This is a genomic window from Prevotella lacticifex, assembly GCF_019973375.1.
GTDB lineage: Bacteria > Bacteroidota > Bacteroidia > Bacteroidales > Bacteroidaceae > Prevotella > Prevotella lacticifex.
In genome coordinates this window covers 1,992,025-2,017,038 of record NZ_BPTV01000001.1, presented here as the reverse complement: position 1 = coordinate 2,017,038, position 25,014 = coordinate 1,992,025, and the positions used below count along the sequence as shown (strand labels likewise).

The following is a 25,014-nucleotide window of genomic DNA, read 5'->3' as shown; positions in this document are numbered from 1 at the left end:
TTAACGTATAAACAACAGATTCAAAATGGCAAAGATAATTAAGTTCGATACAGAAGCACGTGAGTTGCTTAAGAGTGGCGTAGACCAGTTGGCTAACGCCGTGAAGGTTACACTCGGTCCTAAGGGCCGTAACGTCGTGATTGAGAAGAAGTTCGGTGCTCCTCAGATTACAAAGGACGGTGTAACGGTAGCTAAAGAGGTGGAGCTCGACGACAAGTTCGAGAACACCGGTGCGCAGCTCGTCAAGAGCGTAGCCAGCAAGACTGGCGATGATGCCGGCGACGGAACGACAACCGCCACAATCCTCACGCAGGCCATCGTCAACGAGGGCTTGAAGAACGTTACAGCAGGTGCCAATCCTATGGACCTCAAGCGCGGTATCGATAAGGCCGTGGCAAAGGTTGTCGACTATATCAAGACCAACGCTGAGGTTGTCGGCGACAACTACGACAAGATTGAGCAGGTGGCTACCGTCTCGGCCAACAACGACCCTGAGATTGGTAAACTCCTTGCCGACGCTATGCGTAAGGTATCGAAGGATGGTGTTATCACTATCGAGGAGAGCAAGAGCCGCGACACACATATCGACGTCGTCGAGGGTATGCAGTTCGACCGTGGCTATCTGTCGGGCTACTTCGTAACCGATACAGACAAGATGGAGTGCGTAATGGAGAATCCTTACATCCTCATCTACGATAAGAAGATTTCAAACATCAAGGACTTCCTGCCTATCCTGCAGCCTGCTGCTGAGAGCGGCCGTCCACTGTTGGTTATCGCTGAGGATGTTGATTCAGAGGCACTTACCACACTCGTTGTGAACCGTCTGCGTGCAGGTTTGAAGATCTGTGCTGTCAAGGCTCCTGGTTTCGGCGACCGTCGTAAGGCTATGCTTGAGGATATCGCTGTCCTGACCGGTGGTGTTGTCATCAGCGAGGACAAGGGTCTGACTCTCGACAAGGCTACTCTTGAGATGCTTGGTACTGCCGAGAAGGTCACTATCACCAAGGACAACACTACTATCGTCAACGGTGGCGGCGACAAGCAGAACATCAAGGACCGCGTAGCCCAGATCAAGAATGAGATTGCCAACACTACATCTTCTTACGACAAGGACAAGCTCAAGGAGCGTCTTGCTAAGCTCGCCGGCGGTGTCGCTGTGCTCTATGTAGGCGCCAACTCTGAGGTTGAGATGAAAGAGAAGAAGGACCGCGTCGATGATGCTCTCTGCGCTACGCGTGCAGCTACAGAGGAGGGCGTCGTCGTAGGTGGCGGCACAACTTACATCCGTGCTCAGAAGGAGCTCGCTGACCTGAAGGGCGAGAACGCTGACGAGCAGACTGGTATCAATATTGTATGCCGCGCCATCGAGGAGCCTCTGCGCCAGATTGTTACCAACGCCGGTGGCGAGGGCGCTGTCGTCGTCGATAAGGTTCGTGCCGGTGAGGGTGATTATGGCTACAACGCACGTGCCGAGAAGTATGAGGACCTGCGTGCTGCCGGTGTCATCGACCCTGCAAAGGTTGAGCGCGTAGCTCTTGAGAACGCTGCGTCAATCGCTGGCATGTTCCTCACAACTGAGTGCCTCATCGTCGACAAGCCGGAAGAGAAACCGGCAGCTCCGATGGCACAGCCCGGCATGATGTAAAACAAGGCAAAAAGGCAAGAAAGTATAAGTCGAACAGTGTATTTCGGCCACACTTGTATTTGCTAAGTGAACTTGACAAAAAAGAGGGACTCCAATAAAAGGAGCCCCTTTTTTGTTGATTTTTAGCGATTTTGGCGATTTTTTCTCGCTTTTTATTTGGATGATATTGCAGAAATGTATAATTTTGCAATGTCATTAAAAGAAAGATAGTAACACAGACATATAAAGATATTTTTTTGATTTGTTTTAGTAGATTAGTTTTTAAGTAGTTTGTTTTTGGAAATCGGACGTCGTGATGACATCCGATTTTTTAATGCTCTTATCTTTCTTTATCGATTGTCTCCCTTTTTTCATCGTCTTAGTCCATATCCCCGGCATCCTTACTTAGTATAGGCAGGGAGATGTGATACCTCACTGCAAGATAGCGGATAATGCAGACGGTGAGGAACGACACTACAATCGTCAGGGGTAGGGGAGCACCGAGATAGAAAAGGAGCCAGTAGACCAGTCCGCCCGCCACACAGGCCATGGCGTAAATCTCCTTGTGGAAAATCACTGGAATATTATTGAGCAGTACGTCGCGGATGACTCCTCCGGCGGCCCCTGTTATGCATCCCATGATTATTGCCACCCAGAAAGCGTGGCCCATCGTCAGCGTCTTCTGTATTCCGGCAATGTTGAACAGGGCCAGTCCGAGGGTGTCGAAGGCAAACCATGCATTGTCAAGTCTTTTCAGCAGTCTGCCGAAAAGGATTACGAAGATGAGGGCAACGGCCGTACAGAGAACGTACATAGGGCTCGTCATCCAGAATGGTGTTACTCCGAGCATGACATCGCGGATTGTTCCACCCCCTATGGCTACGGCGAATCCGCAGACATATCCTCCGAACCAGTCGAAATGGCGTGCCGCGGCATGCCTTATTCCGGAAATGGCAAAGGCGAAGGTTCCGAGAAACTCTATCACCTCCTGGAGGATATGTACTATATGTGGGTCGGCTGTTATCATCTGACGGTGTTTATGGGATTTCCTTCGATGAAGGCTTTTATGTTGGCTGTGGCAATGTTCATAAGGTGCTGGCGGGCCTCCTTCGTTGCCCAGGCGATGTGCGGCGTGATAAATGCGTTGTCGCAGGTCAGCAACGGATTGTCGGCCTTTGGCGGCTCTGAGCTCATTACGTCGGCGCAGTAAGCCCCGAGACGGCCTTCGCGGAGTGCGTCGGCTACGGCGGCCTCGTTGACGAGCGGTCCGCGGCCGGTATTGATGAGCACGGCACCGGGGTGCATAAGACCGAGTGTGTCGGCGTTGATCATGTGGCGGTTAGTGGCTGTCAGCGGACAGTGGAGGGTGACGAAATCGGCCGACGAGAGCATGCCCTCGAGAGTCGACTTGCTTATCCATGCCGGAAGGTCGCTAACATTCTTCGACGTTACCGCCGTGACGTGGAGGCCGAAACAATGGGCTATTTCGGCTACCCGCATACCGATGTGACCCAGACCGACAATTCCTATAGTCTTGTCGGCAAGTTCGATGAGCGGCGTGTCCCAATAACAAAAGTCGGGATTGCGGCTCCAGACTCCCTGCCGTGTGGCCTGGGCGTAGTGGTCGACGTGGTTGGCAACGTTGAGGATGTGGGCGAATACCATTTGAGCCACGCTGTCGGTGCTGTAGGCAGGAATGTTCGTCACCACGATACCACGCTCGGCTGCGGCCTTGAGGTCGATATTGTTATAGCCCGTGGCCAGTTCACCGATATACTTGAGTTTTGGCAGGGCTGCAATGACATCGGCTGTCATGGATATTTTGTTGATTAAAATGATGTCGGCATCCTTGGCGCGTTCTATGACTTCTTCCGGTGCTGTGCGCTCGTAAAGCGTCAGACTGCCTAAATCGCGGATGCTGTCCCAGGAAAGGTCGCCGGGGTTGACGCAGTGCGCGTCTAAATCTACTATTTTCATAAATATGTTTTTTCTTACGTTCTGAATGTTCTCAATTGTTGATTGTCCTAATCCTTGTATCTGTCACCCCAGCACTGCAACATTCTGTTGTAGAGTTTCTCCTCGGCCGGATTGTGTTGAGCGTGCCAGAGGCGCAGATCCTTCAGCGCGTTGGGCAGGTATTGCTGTGGCGTGAAGTTGCCGGGGTAGTCGTGGGGGTACTTGTAGCCGTCGTGATATCCGAGTTCCTGCATCAGTGCTGTGGGGGCGTTGCGTATGTGCAGGGGCACTGGCTGGTTACCGCTCTTTCGGACCTCCTCTAAGGCACTGTTGATACCCATGTAGGCCGAGTTCGATTTTGGCGATGTGGCGAGGTAAACTACTGCTTCGGCCAAGGGTATGCGCCCCTCGGGCCAGCCAATCTTGTCGACAGCGTCGAAGGCGGCATTGGCTAAGAGGAGGGCATTGGGATTGGCAAGACCGATATCCTCGGAGGCGGAAATGACTATCCGCCGGGCGATAAAACGTGGGTCCTCGCCGCCCTCGATCATCCGGGCGAGCCAGTAGAGGGCTGCGTCGGGGTCGCTGCCGCGTATGCTCTTGATGAAGGCGGAGATGATGTCGTAGTGCATTTCACCGTTCTTGTCGTAGGCAAGGGGGTTCTGCTGCAGGCGTTCGGTGACGAGCTTGTCGGTGATGACAAGGTGGCTACCGTCGGAACTGTCGGATAGTAACTCTAAGATGTTCAGTAACTTACGCGCGTCGCCACCGCTATAGCGTAGGATGGCACCAGTCTCCTTAACCTCAATGTTCATCTTGCTCAACACCGTGTCTGTAGTTATGGCACGGTGGAGAAGGTCGAGGAGATCGTCCTTGCCGAGAGGGTTCAGTACGTAGAGCTGGCAGCGGGAGAGCAGGGGACGGATGACCTCAAAAGATGGATTCTCCGTGGTGGCACCGATGAGTGTCACAATGCCTTTCTCCACGGCACCGAGGAGTGAATCCTGCTGCGACTTGGAGAAACGGTGGATCTCATCGATAAAGAGAATCGGCGATGCTGTGTTGAAGAAATTGTTGTCCTTGGCTTTCTGGATAACCTCCCTGACATCCTTCACTCCGCTCGTCACGGCCGAGAGGGTGTAGAACGGCACTTTCAGCTGGTTGGCAACGATATGCGCCAGTGTTGTCTTACCCACTCCCGGTGGTCCCCAGAGGATAAATGATGTTATACGTCCCGAGTCGAGCATCTTTCTTAGTACGGCCCCTTCGCCTACCAGATGTTTCTGCCCTATATAATCGTCAAGCGTCCTTGGACGCATTCTTTCTGCTAAAGGTTCCATAGTCTTTTGCCTTTCTTAATGATGCAAAATTACTCAAAATTCGGGATATATCCTTATTAAACTCGTTAAAAAGAAAAATCTATCTCCCTTTTAATCCTCTTCCTCCCTCTGATTCTGTGCGCAGAACAGCAGCAAAATCGAAATCTGCCGATATCACCTGTCACACTATTGCAAAATTGTATGATTCTTCCTCCTCAACTTAGCAAAGAACAATCTACCTTGGTTTGCTCTCGCTGCTCCGTCAGTTCATGGTGTTAGGTGTACCGTCGTTATTAAGAGTATTGAGCGTTGAAATATATTTACATCGTTCCAATATATATCATCTGGGCTTGCGAAACGGGCCGTTTTGCGCCCTGAAATGGGCTGTTTAGCAATGCGAAATGATACGTGTTGGTAACGCATTGATAATCAATGTTGTACGAAAACAGAAAGATGTATAAAGCAATACGAATTATTTTTTACACTCTGTTGCCGTTATTATCTTGTCGCTCCATGCTTCTCGGGGATGATGTCGGCTAATGAAAGAACAATAAGTTCAAGCATCAGTGGATCGAGAACTCTCTACATTGGGCATTGGATGCACGTATAAGTCGGGATTGCACAAAGAGAAAAGAAATGAAGTCTACAAGAAATTTGGACTCAGTCTATTGGTTCGTAAATAACATCTAAACCATCGCCTCAAAAAAGCATCTGCCGGGTTCAATCGATGCAACCATCATGCCATGACGGTCAGAAATGGAATGAAAGATCCGCATGAAATCTATCTGAATCTCACGCGGATCCGTTTATTTTTCAGCATAAGTTAGTGCAGCCATTGGCAGTGCGGGGTTGGGATAGCCCTGCCGCTGGGCGACAGGCTCCAATTCTTTTCTCGTTTCTGATGCAAGGATACACCACAGCTCACATGCATCGCACAAACAAGGGGCGTGGACGGAGGCACAGTGTGAGTTTATTCAACGCAGTACTCCAACAATGGTGGCAGAGTAATGCTCTGGCAGTCCATTCCATCGAGCTTTTCTTCTCCTGTCTTAGTGAGTCTGAAGTGCATGATGCGCTTGTCTGTTTTGTCAAGTGAGCGTTTCAGCAGTTCCTTTTTTTCAAGCGAGCGTATCACCTTCGAGGCGTTCGACTGCGTAAGGCCGAGACACTCGCCGACCTCTCCGGCTGTCATGCTGCCCTTGTCGCTTAGGTTGCAAAGCAGCATGGCCTCATTGAGGTTGAGGCCGTAAGCTGCTTCCATTTCATTCTCTAATTCCGTGATGGCGCGGTAGATGTCGCGAACACGGCACAATTTTTTTCTGTCAAACATTATCGGCTTAGATGAAAAGGTTCACATTCGCCTGCTCGGCACGCTGCATATATGTGGCAACGCCACCAACGGTGACACCGTCGATCAGCTCTTCCTTCGCTATTCCCATCATGTCCATCGTCATCTGACAGGCTATGAACTCCACACCGGCCTTCTGGGCTGCTCGTCGGAGGTCCTCGAGTTGCTCGATATTCTTTCGGCGCATGATGTGGCGTATCAGACGGTCGCCCAACCCGAAGAAGCTCATCCGGGAGAGATGGAGCTTGCGCGATGACGATGGCAGCATCCAACTGAACATCTTTCCGAAGAAGTCCTTTTTCAATCGTGGCTTATGCTCTTTCTTTATGACATTGAGTCCCCAGAAAGTGAAGAAGATGGACACCTTTGTGCCGGTTGCCGCAGCTCCGTTTGCCAGCACGAATGTGGCAATGGCCCGGTCAAGGTCGTCGCTGAACATGATAAGCGTCTTGTTGCGCTGCGGGGCAGTGGCTTGCGGTGGGGCAGGTGGGGTGCCGCCCTTGCTAATCACCACTTTGTGTAATCCGCCTTCTTCCGATGCACTGATAAAGCTGTTGCCAGTGCTCTTGCACCAGGCTTTGGCGTCGCGCGGGAAACCTGGGTCGGTGGCCGTCACCTCTACCTGACTACCCTCAGCCATGCTGTCAATGGTCTCTTTCAGTTTGATGATAGGTCCGGGACATGACAGTCCACAGGCATCGAGACGAAGCATGGTGGCAGGAGCAGCCTTGGCTTTAGGTTGGTCTTCAGTAGTAGAGGTTGACCACGACGTGCGCGTTGCTGAGGCATATAGCTTGTAGCCGCCCGAGAGGTTGCGCACATCGGTGAAACCATGGCCTAAGAGGATGCGCTGGGCAAGGTAACCACGCAGTCCGACAGCGCAATAGAGCACGATGGGCTTGTCATGTGGGATTTCTTCGATGCGCTCGCGCAAGTCGTCGAGAGGAATATTGATGGCTCCGTCAATGGCATCCAGGGCGTATTCCTCTTTGGTGCGCGTGTCGATGATGGTGATTGTCTTGCGGTCAGTATCGCGCAGCTCTCTCCAGTAAATCACCGGCATAGAGCCGTTGATGATGTTGCCGGCTACGTAGCCTGCAATGGCGATAGGGTCCTTGGCAGAGGAGAAGGGCGGCGCATAAGCCTGCTCCAAAGCTATGAGGTCGGCTATAGTCCCTTTTCTCTTGACGATGAGGGCCAATTGGTCGATGCGTTTGTCGGCTCCGTCGTGACCAATGCATTGTGCGCCGTAGAGTTGTCCGGTCTTGGGATCGAAGGTTAGTTTTGTCGTCAGCGGAAACGAACCGGGATAATAGCTGGCGTGTGATGCTGATGTCGTTGTTGACGAAGCATAGGCTATTCCTCGCTGTTTCAGTTGTTTGGCAGGTAGACCGGTGGAGGCGACGGTAAGGCTGAACACCTTGGCTACTGCCGTGCCGACACTGCCCTCATAGGTTTCTACATTGCCTTTCACCAAATTGTCAGCTGCCACGCGCGCCTGTCGGTTGGCTGGCCCGGCAAGCAGGTTGAGCCATGGCTCACCAGTGATGGGGTGCGCATATTCCACTGCGTCGCCGACGGCATAAATGTCCGCATCGGATGTCTGCATGTATTTGTTTACGCTGATGCCGCGCTTGCCCAAAGACAGCCCCGCGTCTTTGGCCAATTGTGTGTTGGGGCGGACACCGATGGACAGCAGAACCATGTCGGCTGTGAGCCTTTGCCCATCACTGAGCATAGCGTTGATGGCTTCCCCAATTTTCTCAAAGCTCTGGACGGCTTTCCCTAAATGAAGGCGCACGCCGTGGTCGGCCAACTCCTGATGAACAAAAGATGCCATGCTGTAATCGATGGGAGCCAAGACCTGCTCGCCCATCTCCACCACAGATACGCTCCACCCTGCGTGTACTAAGTTCTCTGCCATCTCCAGCCCGATGAATCCTCCACCGACAATGATAGCACGGCCTTTGGGATGGTTGTCGATGAAGTCCTTGATGCGATCGGTATCTGCCACATTGCGCAAGGTGAAGATGCCTTCGCTGTCAATGCCGGGCAATGGCGGCCGAACGGGTGAGGAACCGGGAGCAAGAAGCAGCTTGTCGTAAGATTCGCTGTAAGTGCCATGTTCCTTGTCCTTGATGATGACGACTTTAGCCTCGGTGTTGATACTCATGGCCTCATTCTCAGTGCGCACGTCAATGCGGAACCGACGCGAGAAGGCCTCCGGTTTTTGCACGAAAAGTCGGTCGCGGTCAGTAATGACCCCTCCTATATAATAAGGTAGCCCGCAGTTGGCGTATGAGATGTGCTTCCCCTTTTCGATGAGCACAATGTCGCAGTTCTCGTCCTGGCGACGCAGTCTCGCGGCAGCGGTGGCACCACCGGCCACACCTCCAATAATCACGTATTTCATATTAGTATTCCGTATTAATTATATTCCGGTGGCAAATATACGATAATTCCGTGATACAAACAAATTTCCAACGGAATATTTTTTAATAAAAAATATCAAGCCCTATTAGCTCACAGAGAAATACATTGATGCAAACAGTTGTCTGCCATAGGCAATTTCGCGGTTGAATAGGAGCCTTTGACTAAATTAATGTTAAGCGTACATCACTATATGTAAAGTACGCTTGTCTTTATGGAAACTATTTCTTGCCTTTGCGGCTGTGATATCAATCATTGTTTAACCATAAAGTAGGGATTATGAAAAAGAATTTTTCTTTTGTCCCACCGCTCCTATGGCGCAGGATGGGTGTAGGTGGGAGTAGCATTGTAGGTCAGCATTCTCGATCTTTTGGTGTGTTGCCGAGTTTATCGTCTAAGGTGTTCACCCTTTTTCCCGATTATCAGGTTTGGGGCAATGGAACTGACAATGGGATTAAAAGTCTCGGACTTTTTACTACCAGCGACTCTTGGTATGATGGGATAGAGATGATATCGGCATATTTAGGGCTGTACTCTGTTTCCATGTCGGCTTTGAACGAAGAAGACGAGATGACTCTGCTCTTAATCATTAATGTTGGCTTTCACTGTCAATACAGTCCTTTTCTTTGCTTTGGAATTGTTGGTTTATGGTATATACTGGGTCTACATTCTGGGTTATCAGGGATTATTTGTCTTTCTACTATTCATTCTGCGTTTACACTGGGAACTGCACAAAATGAAAATTTTAGCAAGCCGTGACAAAGGAGGCCGATTAGCTATCGGCATTACAGTCTATTAGGGGGACTGCTCGATTCAAGGGAGCAGCCTCCCTACTCATACGGCATAAGTAAACTGCGCACGACCACATCATATGTGCGAAAGATGATGGTGTCAGCCTCTTGGAAACCTGTTTCTTGTCGCCTTGGCGATTCTCACCAATGAGAGCATGATAGGTACTTCGGTGAGCACGCCGACGGTGGTGGCAAGAGCAGCCCCGCTCTGCAGTCCGAACAGACTGATGGCTACGGCGACAGCCAGCTCGAAGAAGTTGGACGCTCCAATCATTCCTGCCGGAGCTGCGATGTCGTAGGGCAAGTGCCAGGCTTTGGCCCAAACATAGGCGACGGCAAAGATGAGATAGGTTTGTAGGATTAGTGGCACGGCGATGAGCACGATATGGAGAGGATTGCGCAGAATGGTCTCGCCCTGGAATGAGAAGAGGATAACGAGTGTGAGCAGCAATCCGGCTGTGGTGTATCGGTCGAACTTGTGTACGAATACTTGCTCGAAATACTCCTTTCCCTTCCGTTTGATGACCATTGTGCGCGTGATGATACCGGCAATGAGCGGAAGCACCACAAAAAGCACTACACTCAGCAAAAGTGTATCGTAGGGAATCTCCACTCCGCTCACTCCTAAGAGCAGGGCCACTATGGGCGCGAAGGCCACGAGGATGATGAGGTCGTTGACAGCCACCTGTACGAGAGTGTAAGCAGGGTTGCCGTTGGAAAGGTAGCTCCAGATAAACACCATTGCCGTGCAGGGAGCGGCTCCTAAGAGCACGGCACCAGCCAGATATTCGTGGGCCAGTGTAGCAGGTATCCAGCGTTGGAATACCACGAATAGAAAGAACCATGCGATGGCGAACATTGTGAAAGGCTTGACGAGCCAGTTGACCACACACGTCACTACCAGCCCCTTGGGGTGCTTAGCCACATTTTTCACGCTTTGGAAATCCACTTTCATCATCATCGGGTAGATCATCACCCAAATGAGGATGGCCACGGGAATGCTTACATGGGCATATTCAAAACGCGAAAGCGCTTGTGGGATGGCGGGCAGAAACTTTCCCACCGCAATACCAACAACAATACATAATAGTACCCATAACGTAAGGTACTTGTCAAAGAATCCAATTTTTCTTTCTTCCATGATGAACGAAAACGATTTTATCTATCTTTGTGATACAGATGAAAAACTCTGTTGTTATTTGATCCAAGGCCGCAAAACCATGTGGTCATCGCTAATGCGTTTAACCTCTTTTATCCACTTGATCTCGTTATTTGCTTTTGCGCGCAGGAAACTGTCGCTGGAATGGTTGAGGATGAGGCATTGATTGACTACCCACCACTGCTGATGAATGCCGGCTCGCTCAAGGTCGGCGCGCAGTCGCTTTGCCTCCAGCACGGGTGTGGGCTCAGGCAAGGTGACGATGATAAATTCCGACTGGCCTTCGTCGCACAGCCTGGGTAGCAGTCGCTGAACGGCAACAGGTGCGTCGCCCTCGCTGTGGGCAATCTGTCGGTCGTAGCTCTGCGTGGAGTCGAGCAGTAGCAAGGCATGCCCTGTTGGTGCTGTGTCGATGACAACAGTCTTGTTGTCGGCCTGCATCACGATTTCGGCAAAACGGCGGAAAACTGCAATCTCTTGGGTACAAGGACTGCGCAGGTCCTCCTCGATATAGGAGAAGTCGGTCACGCCGGCCTCGCGGGCCTTTGCTCTGACCTCATCCTTGTATGTCTCCAGTACTTTTTGCTCGTCGATGATAGCCATCTCAATGCCGGCCTCCTCAGCTAAATGGGCGTTAAGGTGATTGGCGGGGTCAGTTGTGGTGAGCAATACATCGTCACCTAACTGCTTCAGTCCCAAGGCAATATGCATAGCAACGGTGGTTTTGCCAACACCTCCCTTGCCCATGGTAAAAACCACGCGCTTGCCTGTGTCGTGGATGGTGTGGATGAGATTGTCAAGGCTCTGGTAATCACTGATACTTTCCGACGACGATACTGTACCAGCAACGTTAGCACAGAGCATCTTGCGAATGTTGCCCACAGAGTCCATGTCGTAAGAGCGCAATGGCACATACAAGGTCTTCATTGTGGCCAACGTATCGGGCATCGCGCCTAAGGCCTGCTGTTGTGCGGCGTACATTTCTGCGGCCAGCTCATCGCTGTTGTCGGGAGACTTCATGAGTCCGTTGACCACGAGTAGTTGGTTAGCAATGCCTAACTGCCGAAGTTCACGCGCGGACCGGTCAGCCTCCTTGAGCGCAGCCCGTTGCGGTCTGCTGACCAGTATCAGCTTTGTCTTGCTGCCATCAGCTAAGTTGTCCACAGCCTGTCGGTAAACTTCCTTGCGTTGTTCGAGTCCCGACAGTTGACCGAGGCACGAGGCGCCGTGCTTGTTCGTCTTGATGAAAGATGTCCATGCTGTTGGCAACTGGAGCATGCGCAGGGTATGGCCGGTGGGTGCCGTGTCGAAGATGATGTGGTCATACTTGTGTGCATCCTCCGCATTGGTGAGGAAGTCGGAGAACTGGTTGAAAGCAGCTATTTCCACTGTACAGGAGCCCGACAGCTGTTCTTCCATGTTGGTGATGGCGGAGTCGGGCAGCACACCACGGTAGGGCCCAACCACGGATTCACGGTATTCGTTGGCAGCCTTGACGGGATCGAGGTTGACCACGGTTAATCCCGCTACGTCAGCGATAGGTGTGCCATGCTGCGAGATGTTCTGGTGGAAGACATCCTGAAGATTGGAAGCCGGGTCAGTACTGATGAGCAGCACCTGCTCGCCTTCGCCGGCCATGGCGATGGCTGTGGCGCAGGCCAGACTGGTCTTGCCCACGCCACCCTTACCGGTGAAGAACAGATATTGCTGCTGCTTCACCTCGTGTATAGCATATTTTTTCATCGCTACATCTATTTGCCACAGCAGCAACCGCCCTCGTGGCCGTCTTGGTGCTCTCCGCAGCAGCAGCCCTCGTGGGCATCCTTGGTCTTCTCTCCGCCGCAGCAGCAAGCACCCTCATGGTCGTCCTTAGGCTCACTGCCGCAGCAGCAACCGCCAGCATGTGTATTCTCTTCCTCTTCACAGCAGGCTCCTTGTCCGACAGAAATGAATGTCAGATCCTTGCCTGTCCACCCACTCATCTGTGCTGTTGTGGGATATTGTCCAATGGCGGCAATCTCTCCTCCGACAAGTGTTATGGGCAGCACGTCGGCACCTTTCTCCTGGAGCAGTTGCTTTACTTTTTCGTTGTGTATAAAGGCTTGTGGCTCACTGCTCAGATTATGGCGTTTCACCTCAATACCCATATTCTTCAGGGTATCAATGAGCGTGGCGATGCGTAGCAGGTTCTTGTCAACACTGGGGCCGCATACTCCTGTGGAGCAGCACATGGCTGGGTCGAAAATCTCAATCTCTTTCATAGTGTATATATTTTATTAGTTGTTTGTAAAACTACGAATATTGTTCCTATTATAATAGGCGGGGAGACGCACTACCCGCCTACGGTCTTTTTATTGTTTTTCGCAACTGCAGTTAGTGGCTTTGATTTCTTTCGAGAAGAAATTACAGAAAAGCTCGTGTGCATACTGCCAGTTGTCGCGGTTGATGCAGTACCTCACCTTTGGAGCCTCAATAGTGCCTTGGATGAGTCCGGCATCTTTGAGTTCCTTGAGGTGCTGACTGACGGTAGCCTTGGCTATGGGCAGTTCGTCATGGATGTCACCGAAGTAGCATTCTTGTCTGCTGGCGAGAAACTGCAATATCTGAATCCTTGCCGGATGGGCAAGGGCTTTGGCGAAGCGCGCTATCTGCTCTGCCTTGAGGCTATAATCTTTCTTCGTATTCATGGGCTTCTTCTATATACCTATGATGGAATTCTTTGAATGACAGTGCGATACGGTCTCTTGTCTGACGGAATACTGCCAATTGCTCCTCCTTTGTTCCTTTAGCTTGTGCAGGGTCGGGATAGGCCAAATGCAATTGGTGCTTCACCTTTCCCGTAAAGACGGGGCACGTCTCCCGTGCATGGTCACAGACGGTTATCACAAAGTCCCACTCTTCGTTGATGAAGTCCTTGACATCATGCGGCTGTAAGTCAGAAATTGGCATTCCAGCCTCCTTCATCACTTCTATAGCCAATGGATGCGTGTTGTGGGCAGGATGCGTGCCCGCCGACCTCACACAAAGCTCGGCATCCAAATGCAGCAGGCAGGCTTGTGCCATCTTGCTCCGGCATCTGTTGCCCGTACAGAGAATCAATATCTTCTTCATATTGTTCGCAAAGTTACGAATAATATTCTGTCGACAAACAAATATTTCTTGTTTTAACACTATTATGCATACGTTAACTGTTGCTCGGTTATATTATTTATGAAACAATTGTAAAAGACTTCAGGGCCTTTATAGATTACTCAATCTCCAATTCCATTTTCTCAAACAAGATTAACTCTTCGTCTTGGTCAAACTGCTCGGGCAAGCGAGAATCGTGGCGATAACGCAGAATTCCACAGCATGAGAATCACGGCTGCTTATGTAGAGGATAATGTTTCGGAAGTAGGACGTTCAATTTGTAGTGCCAGTTTCTTGAGATTTTGTGTCGTTTGCAGGGCACTGATTGATAGGGTAGGGACCGTCTGCAGTCTTTGCGTCCCATGCAAAGGAATCATTAATGCGAGTCTGTTGTTCAATAATAAAGCAGTAACATTATGATATTGAGTTACCCTACAAGCGATTGATTTACTTTCGAGTCTTTTGAATAGCCTAACATAATGGGGCGGGCAGAGAAGATTTTGGCTACATCATATTGGTCCCTATTTTGGATGTTTGTGGTGATTTCTGCGGGTGTGCGTAGATTTGTCAATAGTATGCCACTTTCTCAGATATTCCTGCGACTTGAAAACGTGACACGACAATAAACCAATATTGAAATATGTTTACACCATTCCAATACCTGTCATTTCGGCTTGCGAAACGGTCCATTTCAGCCTGCGAAATGGACCGTTTTGCGTCCTAAAACGGGCCGTTTTGCAACGCAAAAAGATGCCTGTTAGTAACCTGTTGATAATCAGTATTATACAAAGATGATGCGTTGTCTGAAATAATATGATTTATTTTTACATATCGTTGTCGGCATTCTCTTGTCGCTAAACTCCTCTCCATGATAATGGCGACTAATGTAATAACCATATTGTTTCTTTCAGCAAGGGAAAAGAATAAGCATCTTGAATGATCCAGCCAGCTTCATAAGTTATTGCTTATGATCACATCTGTTTGGGTAAAATGATATTTATTCGACAGACAAAACTAAAGTGTTGCGGCATTATTAAGCTGTAGGGTGTCTGTCAAGCTATAATAAAAAATGTCCGAAGTGTTGATGTTCAACGACTTCGGACGTTATAGTTGCGGAGGCAGGATAATACACAGATTCTAACTGTCGTATGAAATTATGTTGACTTCATCGATTGAGACAGCCGTTAAAGGCTGTTACATCCCCGTGTCCGAATTATGTCCGAGTTGGAGTACCAGGTCAAGCCGTTTTCCAAGCTGGTCGATGTACTTCTGCTGTTCTGCAAGCCGCTTGTCCTTTTCCTCAATCACCATCTTAAGAGCCTTGTTTTCAGCTCGCAAATCAACTAAATCGACTTTTGCGTTAGGTGAGTTATTCACAATTCCAATTCCGTTGATGGTCTGAATTTCCTTTTTATCAGTGTCCGAGTTTTGATACAGACTGTCCATAGATATTTCAAGCGCACGGCAAAGTTTTACCACCGTGCTGGCTCTCACATCCGGCTTGGTGGTGATCTCTTTAACTATGTCTCTGTGAGTACCTTCACCGAAGATTAGCTTTGACAGCTGGCGGGGTGTCAAGTTGCGTTCTTTAAGCACATCCTGGATGTACTCAAGATTTGGGTTGATGCGTTCCAATGCCATACCAAATGTTAAATTATAGCCAACGCAGGAAAATAATTCATTCTAACGTTGGAAGTTTCCAATTTTGTTTTTATCTTTGCAACAAATTTAATAAATAAAAACGAAATGGACAAGAAAATTACTGAAGATTTGTCGGCTGTCGACCTGCAGGATTACTACCATGCAATGAAGAAAAGGGACAAGGGTAAGCTACTCCATTATCTCATGGATAAGTATGGAATGGCATATACCACGATTATTAACAAGTTCGCAGGGAGGCTGGAGATGTCAAAGGCTGACATCGTCCTCTTCAACCTCGCGGTTAATGACGAAAGCTTATGGAAGAATTAGAGTTCTACACCAGTCCTGAAGGACAGGTCTATTACAAGAAAGATGGTCATGATCCGAAGCGGCTCACCAAGTTCTCAGAGGTCGTCGAACCGCTGATAACCATCATCCGTAACAGGTTCCCAGAATGCTATGCAAGGCTGGCCACACTATATAAGGAGCATGCCACACAGATGGTTGACCGCTTTGTGCGCTGCAACTTTGGCGAGCACGACCTGCTCACCAATGACATCGAGCATGACATCCTCAACTTTGAGGAAGTGCGCTGTCCCTTGCGTGGCATCTGCAAGGATGAGCATGTCATTTGTAAGCCCAAGAGCCTGGTCCGTCTCTCCAAAGGAGAGCAGGAAGTGGTAAAGCTCTACTTAAACGGCTGTACGCTTGACAATATATCTCAACAGCTGCATAAGAACCGCAACACAGTGAAGACGCAGCTGCTGCGTGTGCGAGACAAACTCGGCGTTAAAAACTGCCGGGAAATCATAAGAGTAATGCGGTTGGGAGGCTACATGCTATGAACGATAAATGCCGCAGCTGCCCTCATGGGCGCAACTGTATAAATGGCAGGTGGTGCGAGGAGATTAAAAAATATGTTCAATACGCCAATAAGCCCCTTTGCAAATATGGAAATCAAGATAAATAAGAAAGGAAACAAAATGCTTCTGAAGGCAGATGATGGTGAAGAATTGATTATTGCTCCCAGACATCTGCCAAGTATCAGAAGGACTCCTTACGAAATCGCTTGTGACGAGTTTGAATTAACAATAGAAACCTATAAATCAAAGAAGAAATGACAATCAAAGAAATGGAAGAGCAGATTGATAAACTCAATCTGGAGAAGTTGGAAGTTAAGATGCAGAAAGGCAGACAGGTGCACTTCTTCATCTGTGGAGATCCGGAAAGCTATGATGAAGATTGCGGTATAGGTAATCTCATAGTGTTTGACGAAGTTGGACATGCCTGGCTTCTGAAACAACAGAAATATGAGAAGGGTGATTCTTTCAATGTTCATTTTGGAAAGAAAGCAAGCATCTTTCTGAATGGTTTCGAAATGAACAGATATCCAAGTCTCGATCTGGTAGCAGAAGGAGGCAAATGATATGTCGTATCGAAAACTAAGAAAGGCCTATTGCCGTAGGTTTGGCATCTTCATTAAGTTAACATTCAAATTAAAGAAGACCGGCAGGATAGGCCGCAAAGAATCGAAAAAGGCAACGGCAATCATGCTAAAAGAAGCACTCTATAAGAACAAGCCTGTATTAGGCTTAATAGGAATGAAGAAGATATGAAAAAGGAATGGTCGGAGATTGTCACTGAGGTAGTAGATAAAGGCGAAGAGTGGAAACGGGATGGAAGAGCATACTTCATCATCGTCGACAATGGCAAAGATTCTAATGAAGTTACTGCAAACTATGGCGGCAATGTATGCGATATTTCGACTGCTATCGCATCGCTTATCCTCAATCAGCCACGCTTCGCAATTATTCTGAAAGCTGCTTTGGAGATAGCGGAACGCCACAATGATAATGGCTGATACAGCAGGCAGTATTTGCCACCAGATTATCTGCAAGCTATATTTGCAGCATTAAACGATAAGATTAGATTATGATTAAAGCTGAAGATATACTGAATGCCACCCACGGAGGGCTCGACATTATCCTCGACTGCTATCCACAGGCCAAGGGATGCGTGAACACGAAGAAGCACTTCGCCATCCGTGATGAGCGCACGCCGTCGGCCTCGCTTCGTGAGTACGACTCGAAGAGCTACGGCAAGATCTGGCAGGTGACAGACTTTGGCGGGGACGGCAAGGGCGAGAACGGCATCAGTGTTTATATGCACTACAAGGGCATGCGGCAGAGCCAGTTCAACGAGGCCCTGCTGCAGCTTGCCGCCAAATACGGCGTGAAAGACGAACTGAACCGCACCGTCAACAAGCCTGACATCCGCCAGCGTGATGCCAGGCAGGATGAGCCAGACGGCAGCCGTCCCTTTGAGTTGAATGAGAAATTCACGGCGGATGAGCTTCAGGTTCTTGGCCCGAAGGTGAAGCAAGCCGATGTCGATGCGCTGCACTGGCATTCGGTGAAATGGATTGCCAACGTCAAGAACCGGCGCGTGACGGTGAAATACTCAACGCCCCACTATCCCATCTTCATGCGCGAGTGCCTGATACACGAGGCCAGCGGCGAAGAAACCGAGGATAAGTTCTATAAAGTGTATGAGCCGCTGAACGTTGAGAAAGGTTTCCGCTTCTCATACACTCCTGCGGGTAAGAAACCCCAACGCTACATCAACGGCCTGTCAGAGCTGAAGGCTGCTTACCATAAGATGAACTCCGAGGAGGAAAAGGAATGGCAGCGCACCCACGACGATGACAAGCCCTATAAGGAGAAGAAACTGCCTGAAGCGTTCATCTGCTCCGGAGAGCGCGATTCACTCTGCTGCCAGTCGATGGGCTATCATCCGCTTTGGTTCAACTCAGAGACCTACAGTCTGTCGGCAGAGGAGTACCGCGAGATTATGAAATACGTCGAGGTACTATATAACATCCCCGATATCGATGAGACAGGCCGGCGCAAAGGTACCGAACTGGCCCTTACCTATATTGACATACACACCGTATTGCTACCCGACTGGCTGGCCAGCTACAAGGACAACCGCGGACATGGCCGCAAGGACCTGAGAGACTGGATGGCGCTGCGCTCGGAGAAGAAAGACTTCAAGAACCTCATGGCCAACGCACTGCCCGCAAGGTTCTGGGTGGAATGGCTCACCAAGGACGGGAAGAAGAAATATGAGATAGACACCGCATGCCTATACAATTTCCTTTCGCTGAATGGCTTCCATGCGCTGAAGGACGACAACAGCGACAATCCAGAATACATCTACATCGACGGCAATGTGGTGAAGAAAATCAAGGTGGGCGAGATAAGACAGTTTGTCATCAAGTGGGTGCTCGACCATCATAAGGGCCGCGATATCCTCAACCTGGTGCTCAACTCGCCCCGTCTGTCCGGGGCTGCACTGGAGAGCCTCGGCGAGGTGACGCTTGACTTCACCGACTTCACCTCACAGAGCCAGCTCTTCTTCTTTGCCAACGCCACTGTTGATGTACACAAGCCTGTGCCCGGCGACGACGGCATAAGGGCCTATGAGCACGGGCAGGGCGGCATCAACAACTACGTGTGGAAGGAGAATGTCATCGACCACCGCTTCAAGAAACTCGACCCAATGTTCGAGATAAAGAAGGTACAGGCCGAGGACGGCCATGAATACCTTGACATTGACATCCACAATGTCAACAGCTATTTCTTTGGCTATTTAATCAATACCAGCCGTCTCTTCTGGCGCAAGGAGACGGAATACAACTTCGAGGACGATCCGGAGGGCGCGAAGGCATACCTCGAAAAACATCCTTTCGACATCCAGGGCGATGGGCTCACTGCCGATGAGATACGTGAGCAAAAGCAAAACCTCATCAACAAGATATTCGTCATGGGATACATGCTCCACCGCTACAAGAGCGTGACACGTGCCTGGGCACCGCAGGCGATGGACAACAAGATTGGCGAGGACGGCCAGTGCAACGGACGGTCGGGCAAGAGCTTCTTCTTCAAGACCATCCAGAAGATGCGCAAGACGGTATCGCTCTCAGGGCGCAAGCGCAACCTCATGGACGACCCGCACGTGCTGGAGCAGGTGACACAGTTCACGGATATGGTGCTCGTCGATGACTGCGACCGTTATATGGATCTCGGCCAGTTCTATGACAGCATCACTTCAGATCTCACCGTCAACCCGAAGAACAACCACGTGTTTACCATCCCCTTTGACGAAAGTCCGAAGTTTGCCTTCACAACGAACTATGTGCCTTGCAACTTCGACCCGTCGAGTCAGGCACGCGCCCTCTACATGGTCTTCTCGGACTGGTACCACGAGCGGACGGAGGAGAACGACTATTTGGAGACCCGTTCCATCCGCGACGACTTCCATAAGACACTCTATGAGCACGATTACACCGAGGAGGAATGGAACAACGACATCAACTTCTGGCTGCAGTGTACCCGATTCTACCTGAGCATTGCCGACACCGGCTACAAGCCACAGCCGCCGATGGAGAACATCATCCAGCGCAAGTACAAGGCCGACATGGGCGCGAACTTCGAGGACTGGGCCGACGGCTACTTCTCACCTGAGGGTGACAACCTCGACAAGATGCTGGAGCGTGACAATGTGCTAAATGACTACATGCGCTTTGCTAATGTCAACCGTATCACCATGCAGAGCTTCAACAAGAAGCTGAAGGCATTCTGCGCCACTCGCTCCTGGATCGACTGTCTTAACCCGAAGGAGATGCAGAACGCATCCGGACGCATCCAGTCGCGCGTAACCGCTGCTGATGGTACCAGCAAGATAAAGGACATGATTTACGTAAAGAGCAAACCGGAGGAAATTCAAGAGGCTAAGCCGGAACCACAGCCGAAACAGCAAGACCTCTTCGACAAATCTAATGAGAAATCCGATGATGATTGCCCATTCTGATGAATGTAGCAGATTAATCCATCTGCTATGCAAAGGTAATTATTTTCAGCGAGATAGCCAAATTCCAAAGTAACTTTCTTGCATAATTTTTAATCTTATCGCTTGCCTGGGCGGAGTTGCTGAGTGATTCAGCAGCCCCGCCTTTTCCGTTGCTGAAACTCACGGTCTGGTTAAGGTAATATTTCTTGACATTCTTCCCAAGGCGCCCCACGGCAAGGTTTGCCGTTTCCCCGACCCCTTTCTAATTTTGTTCCAAAACTTTGTGACTTTGTAACAGAGAGTTTGAAAAAGAAGAAAAAGACTATAAATCAGAGATTTGCGCTGTCACAAAGTTGTCACAAAGTTGCGTTGCAAACTGTCACAAAAAAATCGGGTTTGTGACAAGACATCTTCCGAGGGGTGTCTGAAGCCTTTGTTGCACTTTTGATTTTTGCCAATATTTTCCGCAACAGACTATTGTGACAACAAATGCTATTGATAATCATACGGTTACAAATCTTGTCACAAATGAAACGTTGTCACAAAATTATTTCACGAAATCAGCGGAAGCCAAAGTTAGCGGAGAGAGAAGAAGGGGACGCAGACTTGCAATCTGTAAAATTATGTTTACATTATAAGGAAATTTCGACCTCTTTTCTACCTAATATTTGAAAATATCCCATTAATTTCCTACCTTTGTGAGAAATTTATAAAAAATAAAGAGTATATGAGCAAATTTGTCTTCTACCTAAAGGTCAAGCCGTTTATCAAGCAATGGCTGACTCATCACTACGGCAATCCGGTCACCTTTCCTTCTCGCAGTGCAGAGAACGCCTGCATCCGCCGCTTCGTCGGTCTGCGTCCCAAGGACTGGCTGCCTCAGAAGCCGGAGGAAGACACGGTGCCAGTCGCCATACCCTATGACAAAAAGAAAAACTGGCTTTACTATAACTATATGTCAAAGTCTGCCTGCCGTGCCCTTGATGAAATCATCGAGGACACCTTCAAGATACAGTTCTGGAACGATATGAACGAGATGACGCGTTGCGGGTGTACGCTGCTCAACTGCGTCAGGTCGTGGTGTGAGAACAACGGTATCTCGACCGACTATGACTATACGCTGAAGATGCGCTACCAGCGTATGCGCGACGCTCATCTCGAGCACGGCGTTGATCTTCGGAAGAGGGTGAAGGGAACCAACAAGAAAATCTGAGTTTTTTTTCAAAAAATCGCGTCTACTATAACCCCCGATTTGTTCGCCACCGTGCGATTGCCAAACTAAAAATAAACAAGATATGAACACGCTGAAAATTATCCGCAAGGTTGAACGAGCATTGTGCCAGGATCTCAACGGGATGCAAAGAACCTCGTTCGACACTGTTAAACTTCCCGATGGTATTCAATGGGAGAAAATTGCCGTCAGACCATATCCAACATTATCAATTGCTGAAAAAGTGGATGATAAGGTGTTAATGAGAACGGCTACGGTTAAATTCTATACCTGTCAGGAACTCGGACTTAGAAAAAACTATGTTTACCGACTGACCCTCATTGGCGGCAGGCAATTGCTCGTTGGATCAAATAAAAGACCGTTTCCAATTTTGACAACAGTAGAGTCTATGCCTGAGAAACCGACGGACAATTCTTGGACTGAGGCCTCAATTACCTACACTACGCCATTGTCTATACCGCAAATAGGCTAATGCAAAGTGTTTTTACTCACATCTTTTATATATTAACTTTGCGGAAAAAGAACAGATAATGGAATATCAGATAACGATAACGGGCACTATAGGCTGTTGGTGGAACTCCGCTTCCTTCGACTATGTGCAATATGTCCTTAACCAGAACAAGGGTAAGGAGGTGCATGTCGGCTTCAGCTCCTATGGCGGCTATGTCAAGGACGGATTGGAACTCTACCAGGCGTTCCGAAATCATGGCAATGTCCACGCTCATGCATTTGGCATGAACGCTTCCATTTCTACCATTGCCATGTTGGGCTGCAAGACTATCGACATCGTCAAAGGTTCTTTCTTCCTTATCCACAATACGAGCACGATGATTGAAACCTACTCGCAGAAGAATAAGGATGATCTTGATGCCTACATCAAGAACCTCACGAAGCAGAAAGATGATCTTGCCACCTTTGACGACGTTCTGGCACAGATGTACGCTGACAAGACCGGCAAGACAAAAGAAGAGTGCGCAGCTCAGATGAACAAAGGTAACTGGATGTCGGCTCAGGAAGCCGTTGACTTCGGTCTTGTGGATTCCATATACGAAGACGACAAGGACGAAAAGGCGACGGTTGAAATCACCAACCTTTTCATGAATAACTATAAAAACAACAAGGAGGCAGGCATACCGCCATTGCCGAAGCCACAGCAGCCGATGGCAGCAGTGGCTGACAGCGAAGGCAATCCAACTCCGACCTTCCTGCAGAAGACGTTGCAGGGAATCAAGAACCTGCTCCATAAATCTAACGTCGAGGATAACCAACAACAGATGAGTAAAACTAAAGAAAATGCGGTACTGCTTGCCGCTCTTGCCGTTGACTCTCTGCCTACCGATGACAAAGGGCAGTACATCCTGACTGCTGAGCAAACCGAGAAGCTCAATGAGATGCTTGGCAAACCAAAGGATGAGCATAAGGATGACAGCCCCGCTCCTAAGGCTCCTAAAGACCAGCCCAAGGATGAAGTGTCAGAGCTGAAGGCCGAGCTGCAAAAGGCAAAGAATGACATCGCCGCAAAGGACGAGCAGATTAAGAACCTCCAGAAGAACCCTTCGCCGGAGGACAAAACAAACGATAACCCTGCTGATGGCCAGGCTGCTTTCACGGCTTTTGACCTTGCAGAATCACTTAAAGACCTCTAAAAATGGCAGACACATCAACAAATGTATTGAAGGTGGGCAACATCACCTTCACTCCGGAGCAGCTCAGTAAGACTTTCATCACTTACCGTGAGCAGCTTATCGTTCAGCCGATGCTTGCAATGGACAAACTGCTGAAGCATTGTTCTGTACGCACAGGCATACGCTATAAGGAAGTGATTCCAGAAATGTCGGGTAACTTCGAGATGGGTAACTACAAGAAAGACAAACAGCACGATGCCGATGTAAACATCGACGGTCGCACACTGGAGACTTTCTTCGGTAACTGCATCGAGACCATTGACCCTAACGCCATCTACCAAAGCATCTGGGGTAGCAACATCACCAAGGGCGAGGGTCTTAAGAACGTGCCTATCGTTGTGCAGATTTGCGCATTCATCATGAAGAAGCTCGGTGAGCGTCTCTTCTTCAATGCGTTCACTGCCAAACACGATGGCACTGTCTTCGATAAGACGGCAGCTTTCTTTAATGGCTTCAAAACCATCATTGACAACGACATTGCCGGTACCAACGAGAATAAGAAAGTTTATATCTCTGAGGACCGGGGCAACCTTGTTTATTTTACAGACTCTATCGGAAGGGACAACGCCGAGGATGCGCTGAAGGACTTCTACTTCAACGAAAAGCTCAATGACAACCTCCGTGGGCAGGATCTGAAGATGTTCATCAGTGATAGGACCTATCACTTCTACACAGAAGCTTATCAGACACGCCACGGGGCTCTGCCTTACAACCAAAGCTATGATAAGCGTACGCTCGAAGGTGCTTCTAACGTAGAGCTGGTGCCCCTGCCAAACGTTCCTAAGGACTTCATCCTGCTCACACCGAAGAAGAATATTCTTCTCCTGTACAACCAGAAGTCAGACGATGAGACATACACCGTCGAGAAGTCTCTTAAGAACCACTACGATGTTGACTTTATCGCCAACATGTTCTTCGGAACCCAGTTCGAGAGTGTGTCGCCTGAGGTCTTCGCAGTGGCAGAGAAGAAGCCGACTGTCTAAAGTATAACGATGACCGCCGCTCATGGGCGACGGTCATCACATCATTTAACGATTTAAAGAACTCAAAGATATGGCAAAATGCACTAAAAATCCATCCGTCTATGCGGATTTGGAGAAATGCCCAGGACAAAAGAAACTGCCGGGCATACGTGATTGGGTGTATACCACTTCAAAAAGAGACATTCTCTCTTATCCTGCTGTAAGTGAAGCACCAGCCGACCTTAAAGAAGCTGCCCAGACTAAGGGGGATTTCGTTCTTGCCGCTGACAAATACTTCTATAAGATTGGTATAGTCAAGAACAACGGTAAGATTGAAGTTGAGAACCAGGGCACGGATGGCGCCAAGACTTTCCTCAATAAGGTAACAATAGCCATCCCCGGAACCGAGGAGGAGGCAACTGGTCTTATCAATCAGATGAACAACGATGAGATGGTCTTCCTTGTGCCACAGCGCAACGGAAAGTACCGCATCATTGGTAATGAAGACTTCGATGCCGAACTGTCGCTCAAACAGGATACCGGCGCTTCGCCGACAGATTCCAACACTACTACCGTGGAGGCATCTGCTACCGACTACTGCGCCGCTCCTTTCTATACGGGTAAGATCCATACCACTGATGGCGACATCGATGGTGCTACAGGTAAAATTGCGGCATCGACAGGTAAGGATGCGTCAGGCTCTGCCGGTACTGGCAGCTAAGGTGAGAAGATTGATTCAGGATAACAAAGACATCTCTTCTCATATATATATAGATGCGGGGGCGGTCCTCACGTGTGATCGTGAGACCGCCCCCTTTTAGTAACATTGAAAATATTTCTAAATCATGCCAATCGACAACTCAATTACACAGAGGCTTAATGATTTTT

24 protein-coding genes are annotated in these 25,014 nt (G+C 49.3%); 13 read left to right on the top strand and 11 right to left on the bottom strand.

Annotation, left to right across the window (positions count from 1 at the left end):
* The first annotated feature begins 25 nt into the window (after nucleotides 1-25).
* Nucleotides 26-1,645 (top strand): chaperonin GroEL, encoded by a 1,620-nt coding sequence (groL, locus tag LDN30_RS07985; RefSeq protein WP_223926164.1) that lies wholly within the window; start codon nucleotides 26-28, stop codon nucleotides 1,643-1,645.
* A gap of 358 nt (nucleotides 1,646-2,003) precedes the next feature.
* Here groL and LDN30_RS07980 read toward each other — a convergent pair whose 3' ends face one another.
* The 5 genes from LDN30_RS07980 to LDN30_RS07960 form a co-directional block, all read right to left on the bottom strand.
* Nucleotides 2,004-2,651, bottom strand: a complete 648-nt coding sequence (locus tag LDN30_RS07980) for a trimeric intracellular cation channel family protein (protein ID WP_223926163.1) — start codon at nucleotides 2,649-2,651, stop codon at nucleotides 2,004-2,006.
* On the bottom strand, nucleotides 2,648-3,601 hold the full coding sequence (locus tag LDN30_RS07975; protein WP_223926162.1) for a D-2-hydroxyacid dehydrogenase: 954 nt from the start codon (nucleotides 3,599-3,601) through the stop codon (nucleotides 2,648-2,650). Before LDN30_RS07975 ends, LDN30_RS07980 begins: the two co-directional genes overlap by 4 nt.
* Before the next feature lie 47 nt (nucleotides 3,602-3,648).
* On the bottom strand, nucleotides 3,649-4,920 hold the full coding sequence (locus LDN30_RS07970; protein WP_223926161.1) for a replication-associated recombination protein A: 1,272 nt from the start codon (nucleotides 4,918-4,920) through the stop codon (nucleotides 3,649-3,651).
* Nucleotides 4,921-5,869: 949 nt separating this feature from the next.
* Nucleotides 5,870-6,229 carry a MarR family winged helix-turn-helix transcriptional regulator gene (locus LDN30_RS07965; RefSeq protein WP_223926160.1) on the bottom strand — a complete coding sequence of 120 codons (360 nt, stop codon included), beginning with the start codon at nucleotides 6,227-6,229 and terminating at the stop codon, nucleotides 5,870-5,872.
* 7 nt (nucleotides 6,230-6,236) lie between these two features.
* The gene (locus tag LDN30_RS07960) at nucleotides 6,237-8,660 is read right to left on the bottom strand and encodes an FAD-dependent oxidoreductase (protein WP_223929193.1); all 2,424 of its coding nucleotides are present in this window, start codon (nucleotides 8,658-8,660) and stop codon (nucleotides 6,237-6,239) included.
* A gap of 296 nt (nucleotides 8,661-8,956) precedes the next feature.
* Between LDN30_RS07960 and LDN30_RS07955 the strand changes: the two genes are divergently transcribed.
* Entirely contained in the window at nucleotides 8,957-9,436 is a 480-nt protein-coding gene (locus LDN30_RS07955) for a hypothetical protein (protein WP_223926158.1), read from the top strand.
* A gap of 132 nt (nucleotides 9,437-9,568) precedes the next feature.
* Here LDN30_RS07955 and arsB read toward each other — a convergent pair whose 3' ends face one another.
* From arsB to LDN30_RS07925, 6 genes are all read right to left on the bottom strand, one after another.
* The gene (gene arsB, locus LDN30_RS07950; RefSeq protein ID WP_223926157.1) at nucleotides 9,569-10,609 is read right to left on the bottom strand and encodes an ACR3 family arsenite efflux transporter; all 1,041 of its coding nucleotides are present in this window, start codon (nucleotides 10,607-10,609) and stop codon (nucleotides 9,569-9,571) included.
* Between the two features lie 54 nt (nucleotides 10,610-10,663).
* A complete protein-coding gene (arsA, locus tag LDN30_RS07945; protein ID WP_223926156.1) occupies nucleotides 10,664-12,370 on the bottom strand; it encodes an arsenical pump-driving ATPase in 1,707 nt (568 codons plus the stop codon).
* Nucleotides 12,371-12,378: 8 nt separating this feature from the next.
* Complete coding sequence (gene arsD / locus LDN30_RS16400) at nucleotides 12,379-12,888, bottom strand: arsenite efflux transporter metallochaperone ArsD (RefSeq protein ID WP_262901594.1); 510 nt, start codon at nucleotides 12,886-12,888, stop codon at nucleotides 12,379-12,381.
* A 90-nt stretch (nucleotides 12,889-12,978) separates the two neighbouring features.
* On the bottom strand, nucleotides 12,979-13,314 hold the full coding sequence (locus LDN30_RS07935; protein ID WP_223926155.1) for an ArsR/SmtB family transcription factor: 336 nt from the start codon (nucleotides 13,312-13,314) through the stop codon (nucleotides 12,979-12,981).
* Entirely contained in the window at nucleotides 13,292-13,738 is a 447-nt protein-coding gene (locus tag LDN30_RS07930) for an arsenate reductase ArsC (protein WP_223926154.1), read from the bottom strand. The genes LDN30_RS07935 and LDN30_RS07930 overlap by 23 nt, the downstream gene beginning before the upstream one ends.
* 1,212 nt (nucleotides 13,739-14,950) lie before the next feature.
* Nucleotides 14,951-15,397, bottom strand: a complete 447-nt coding sequence (locus LDN30_RS07925; RefSeq protein WP_223929192.1) for a hypothetical protein — start codon at nucleotides 15,395-15,397, stop codon at nucleotides 14,951-14,953.
* Nucleotides 15,398-15,502: 105 nt separating this feature from the next.
* On the opposite strand from LDN30_RS07925, the gene LDN30_RS07920 reads away from it, so the two are divergent.
* The 11 genes from LDN30_RS07920 to LDN30_RS07870 all read left to right on the top strand — a co-directional run bounded on the left by LDN30_RS07920 (nucleotide 15,503) and on the right by LDN30_RS07870 (nucleotide 24,847).
* Nucleotides 15,503-15,727, top strand: a complete 225-nt coding sequence (locus LDN30_RS07920; RefSeq protein WP_223929191.1) for a hypothetical protein — start codon at nucleotides 15,503-15,505, stop codon at nucleotides 15,725-15,727.
* Nucleotides 15,715-16,242: a helix-turn-helix transcriptional regulator gene (locus LDN30_RS07915; protein ID WP_223929190.1), complete on the top strand. Its 528-nt coding sequence runs from the start codon at nucleotides 15,715-15,717 to the stop codon at nucleotides 16,240-16,242. Before LDN30_RS07920 ends, LDN30_RS07915 begins: the two co-directional genes overlap by 13 nt.
* A 72-nt stretch (nucleotides 16,243-16,314) precedes the next feature.
* The gene (locus LDN30_RS07910; RefSeq protein WP_223929189.1) at nucleotides 16,315-16,518 is read left to right on the top strand and encodes a hypothetical protein; all 204 of its coding nucleotides are present in this window, start codon (nucleotides 16,315-16,317) and stop codon (nucleotides 16,516-16,518) included.
* A complete protein-coding gene (locus tag LDN30_RS07905; RefSeq protein WP_223929188.1) occupies nucleotides 16,515-16,823 on the top strand; it encodes a hypothetical protein in 309 nt (102 codons plus the stop codon). The genes LDN30_RS07910 and LDN30_RS07905 overlap by 4 nt, the downstream gene beginning before the upstream one ends.
* A gap of 186 nt (nucleotides 16,824-17,009) precedes the next feature.
* The gene (locus tag LDN30_RS07900; RefSeq protein ID WP_223929187.1) at nucleotides 17,010-17,258 is read left to right on the top strand and encodes a hypothetical protein; all 249 of its coding nucleotides are present in this window, start codon (nucleotides 17,010-17,012) and stop codon (nucleotides 17,256-17,258) included.
* Between the two features lie 71 nt (nucleotides 17,259-17,329).
* Nucleotides 17,330-20,269 carry a hypothetical protein gene (locus LDN30_RS07895; RefSeq protein WP_223929186.1) on the top strand — a complete coding sequence of 980 codons (2,940 nt, stop codon included), beginning with the start codon at nucleotides 17,330-17,332 and terminating at the stop codon, nucleotides 20,267-20,269.
* 706 nt (nucleotides 20,270-20,975) lie between these two features.
* Complete coding sequence (locus tag LDN30_RS07890; protein ID WP_223929185.1) at nucleotides 20,976-21,461, top strand: hypothetical protein; 486 nt, start codon at nucleotides 20,976-20,978, stop codon at nucleotides 21,459-21,461.
* Between the two features lie 82 nt (nucleotides 21,462-21,543).
* On the top strand, nucleotides 21,544-21,951 hold the full coding sequence (locus LDN30_RS07885) for a hypothetical protein (protein ID WP_223929184.1): 408 nt from the start codon (nucleotides 21,544-21,546) through the stop codon (nucleotides 21,949-21,951).
* A gap of 58 nt (nucleotides 21,952-22,009) precedes the next feature.
* On the top strand, nucleotides 22,010-23,125 hold the full coding sequence (locus LDN30_RS07880) for a Clp protease ClpP (RefSeq protein WP_223929183.1): 1,116 nt from the start codon (nucleotides 22,010-22,012) through the stop codon (nucleotides 23,123-23,125).
* A gap of 2 nt (nucleotides 23,126-23,127) precedes the next feature.
* Entirely contained in the window at nucleotides 23,128-24,147 is a 1,020-nt protein-coding gene (locus LDN30_RS07875; RefSeq protein ID WP_223929182.1) for a hypothetical protein, read from the top strand.
* 70 nt (nucleotides 24,148-24,217) lie between these two features.
* On the top strand, nucleotides 24,218-24,847 hold the full coding sequence (locus LDN30_RS07870) for a hypothetical protein (protein WP_223929181.1): 630 nt from the start codon (nucleotides 24,218-24,220) through the stop codon (nucleotides 24,845-24,847).
* The last annotated feature ends 167 nt before the right edge of the window (nucleotides 24,848-25,014 follow it).

Excerpts from the sequence above, each read along its gene's own strand:
- LDN30_RS07890 (WP_223929185.1), top strand. The coding sequence starts at position 20,976 with ATGAGCAAATTTGTCTTCTACCTAAAGGTCAAGCCGTTTATCAAGCAA.
- LDN30_RS07975 (WP_223926162.1), bottom strand. The coding sequence starts at position 3,601 with ATGAAAATAGTAGATTTAGACGCGCACTGCGTCAACCCCGGCGACCTT.
- LDN30_RS07960 (WP_223929193.1), bottom strand. The coding sequence starts at position 8,660 with ATGAAATACGTGATTATTGGAGGTGTGGCCGGTGGTGCCACCGCTGCC.
- LDN30_RS07885 (WP_223929184.1), top strand. The coding sequence starts at position 21,544 with ATGAACACGCTGAAAATTATCCGCAAGGTTGAACGAGCATTGTGCCAG.
- LDN30_RS07900 (WP_223929187.1), top strand. The coding sequence starts at position 17,010 with ATGAAAAAGGAATGGTCGGAGATTGTCACTGAGGTAGTAGATAAAGGC.
- LDN30_RS07925 (WP_223929192.1), bottom strand. The coding sequence starts at position 15,397 with ATGGCATTGGAACGCATCAACCCAAATCTTGAGTACATCCAGGATGTG.
- LDN30_RS07930 (WP_223926154.1), bottom strand. The coding sequence starts at position 13,738 with ATGAAGAAGATATTGATTCTCTGTACGGGCAACAGATGCCGGAGCAAG.
- arsA (WP_223926156.1), bottom strand. The coding sequence starts at position 12,370 with ATGAAAAAATATGCTATACACGAGGTGAAGCAGCAGCAATATCTGTTC.
- LDN30_RS07910 (WP_223929189.1), top strand. The coding sequence starts at position 16,315 with ATGTTCAATACGCCAATAAGCCCCTTTGCAAATATGGAAATCAAGATA.
- arsB (WP_223926157.1), bottom strand. The coding sequence starts at position 10,609 with ATGGAAGAAAGAAAAATTGGATTCTTTGACAAGTACCTTACGTTATGG.
- LDN30_RS07915 (WP_223929190.1), top strand. The coding sequence starts at position 15,715 with ATGGAAGAATTAGAGTTCTACACCAGTCCTGAAGGACAGGTCTATTAC.
- LDN30_RS07965 (WP_223926160.1), bottom strand. The coding sequence starts at position 6,229 with ATGTTTGACAGAAAAAAATTGTGCCGTGTTCGCGACATCTACCGCGCC.
- LDN30_RS07895 (WP_223929186.1), top strand. The coding sequence starts at position 17,330 with ATGATTAAAGCTGAAGATATACTGAATGCCACCCACGGAGGGCTCGAC.
- LDN30_RS07935 (WP_223926155.1), bottom strand. The coding sequence starts at position 13,314 with ATGAATACGAAGAAAGATTATAGCCTCAAGGCAGAGCAGATAGCGCGC.
- LDN30_RS07905 (WP_223929188.1), top strand. The coding sequence starts at position 16,515 with ATGACAATCAAAGAAATGGAAGAGCAGATTGATAAACTCAATCTGGAG.
- LDN30_RS07920 (WP_223929191.1), top strand. The coding sequence starts at position 15,503 with ATGGACAAGAAAATTACTGAAGATTTGTCGGCTGTCGACCTGCAGGAT.
- LDN30_RS07875 (WP_223929182.1), top strand. The coding sequence starts at position 23,128 with ATGGCAGACACATCAACAAATGTATTGAAGGTGGGCAACATCACCTTC.
- arsD (WP_262901594.1), bottom strand. The coding sequence starts at position 12,888 with ATGAAAGAGATTGAGATTTTCGACCCAGCCATGTGCTGCTCCACAGGA.
- LDN30_RS07955 (WP_223926158.1), top strand. The coding sequence starts at position 8,957 with ATGAAAAAGAATTTTTCTTTTGTCCCACCGCTCCTATGGCGCAGGATG.
- groL (WP_223926164.1), top strand. The coding sequence starts at position 26 with ATGGCAAAGATAATTAAGTTCGATACAGAAGCACGTGAGTTGCTTAAG.
- LDN30_RS07870 (WP_223929181.1), top strand. The coding sequence starts at position 24,218 with ATGGCAAAATGCACTAAAAATCCATCCGTCTATGCGGATTTGGAGAAA.
- LDN30_RS07970 (WP_223926161.1), bottom strand. The coding sequence starts at position 4,920 with ATGGAACCTTTAGCAGAAAGAATGCGTCCAAGGACGCTTGACGATTAT.
- LDN30_RS07980 (WP_223926163.1), bottom strand. The coding sequence starts at position 2,651 with ATGATAACAGCCGACCCACATATAGTACATATCCTCCAGGAGGTGATA.
- LDN30_RS07880 (WP_223929183.1), top strand. The coding sequence starts at position 22,010 with ATGGAATATCAGATAACGATAACGGGCACTATAGGCTGTTGGTGGAAC.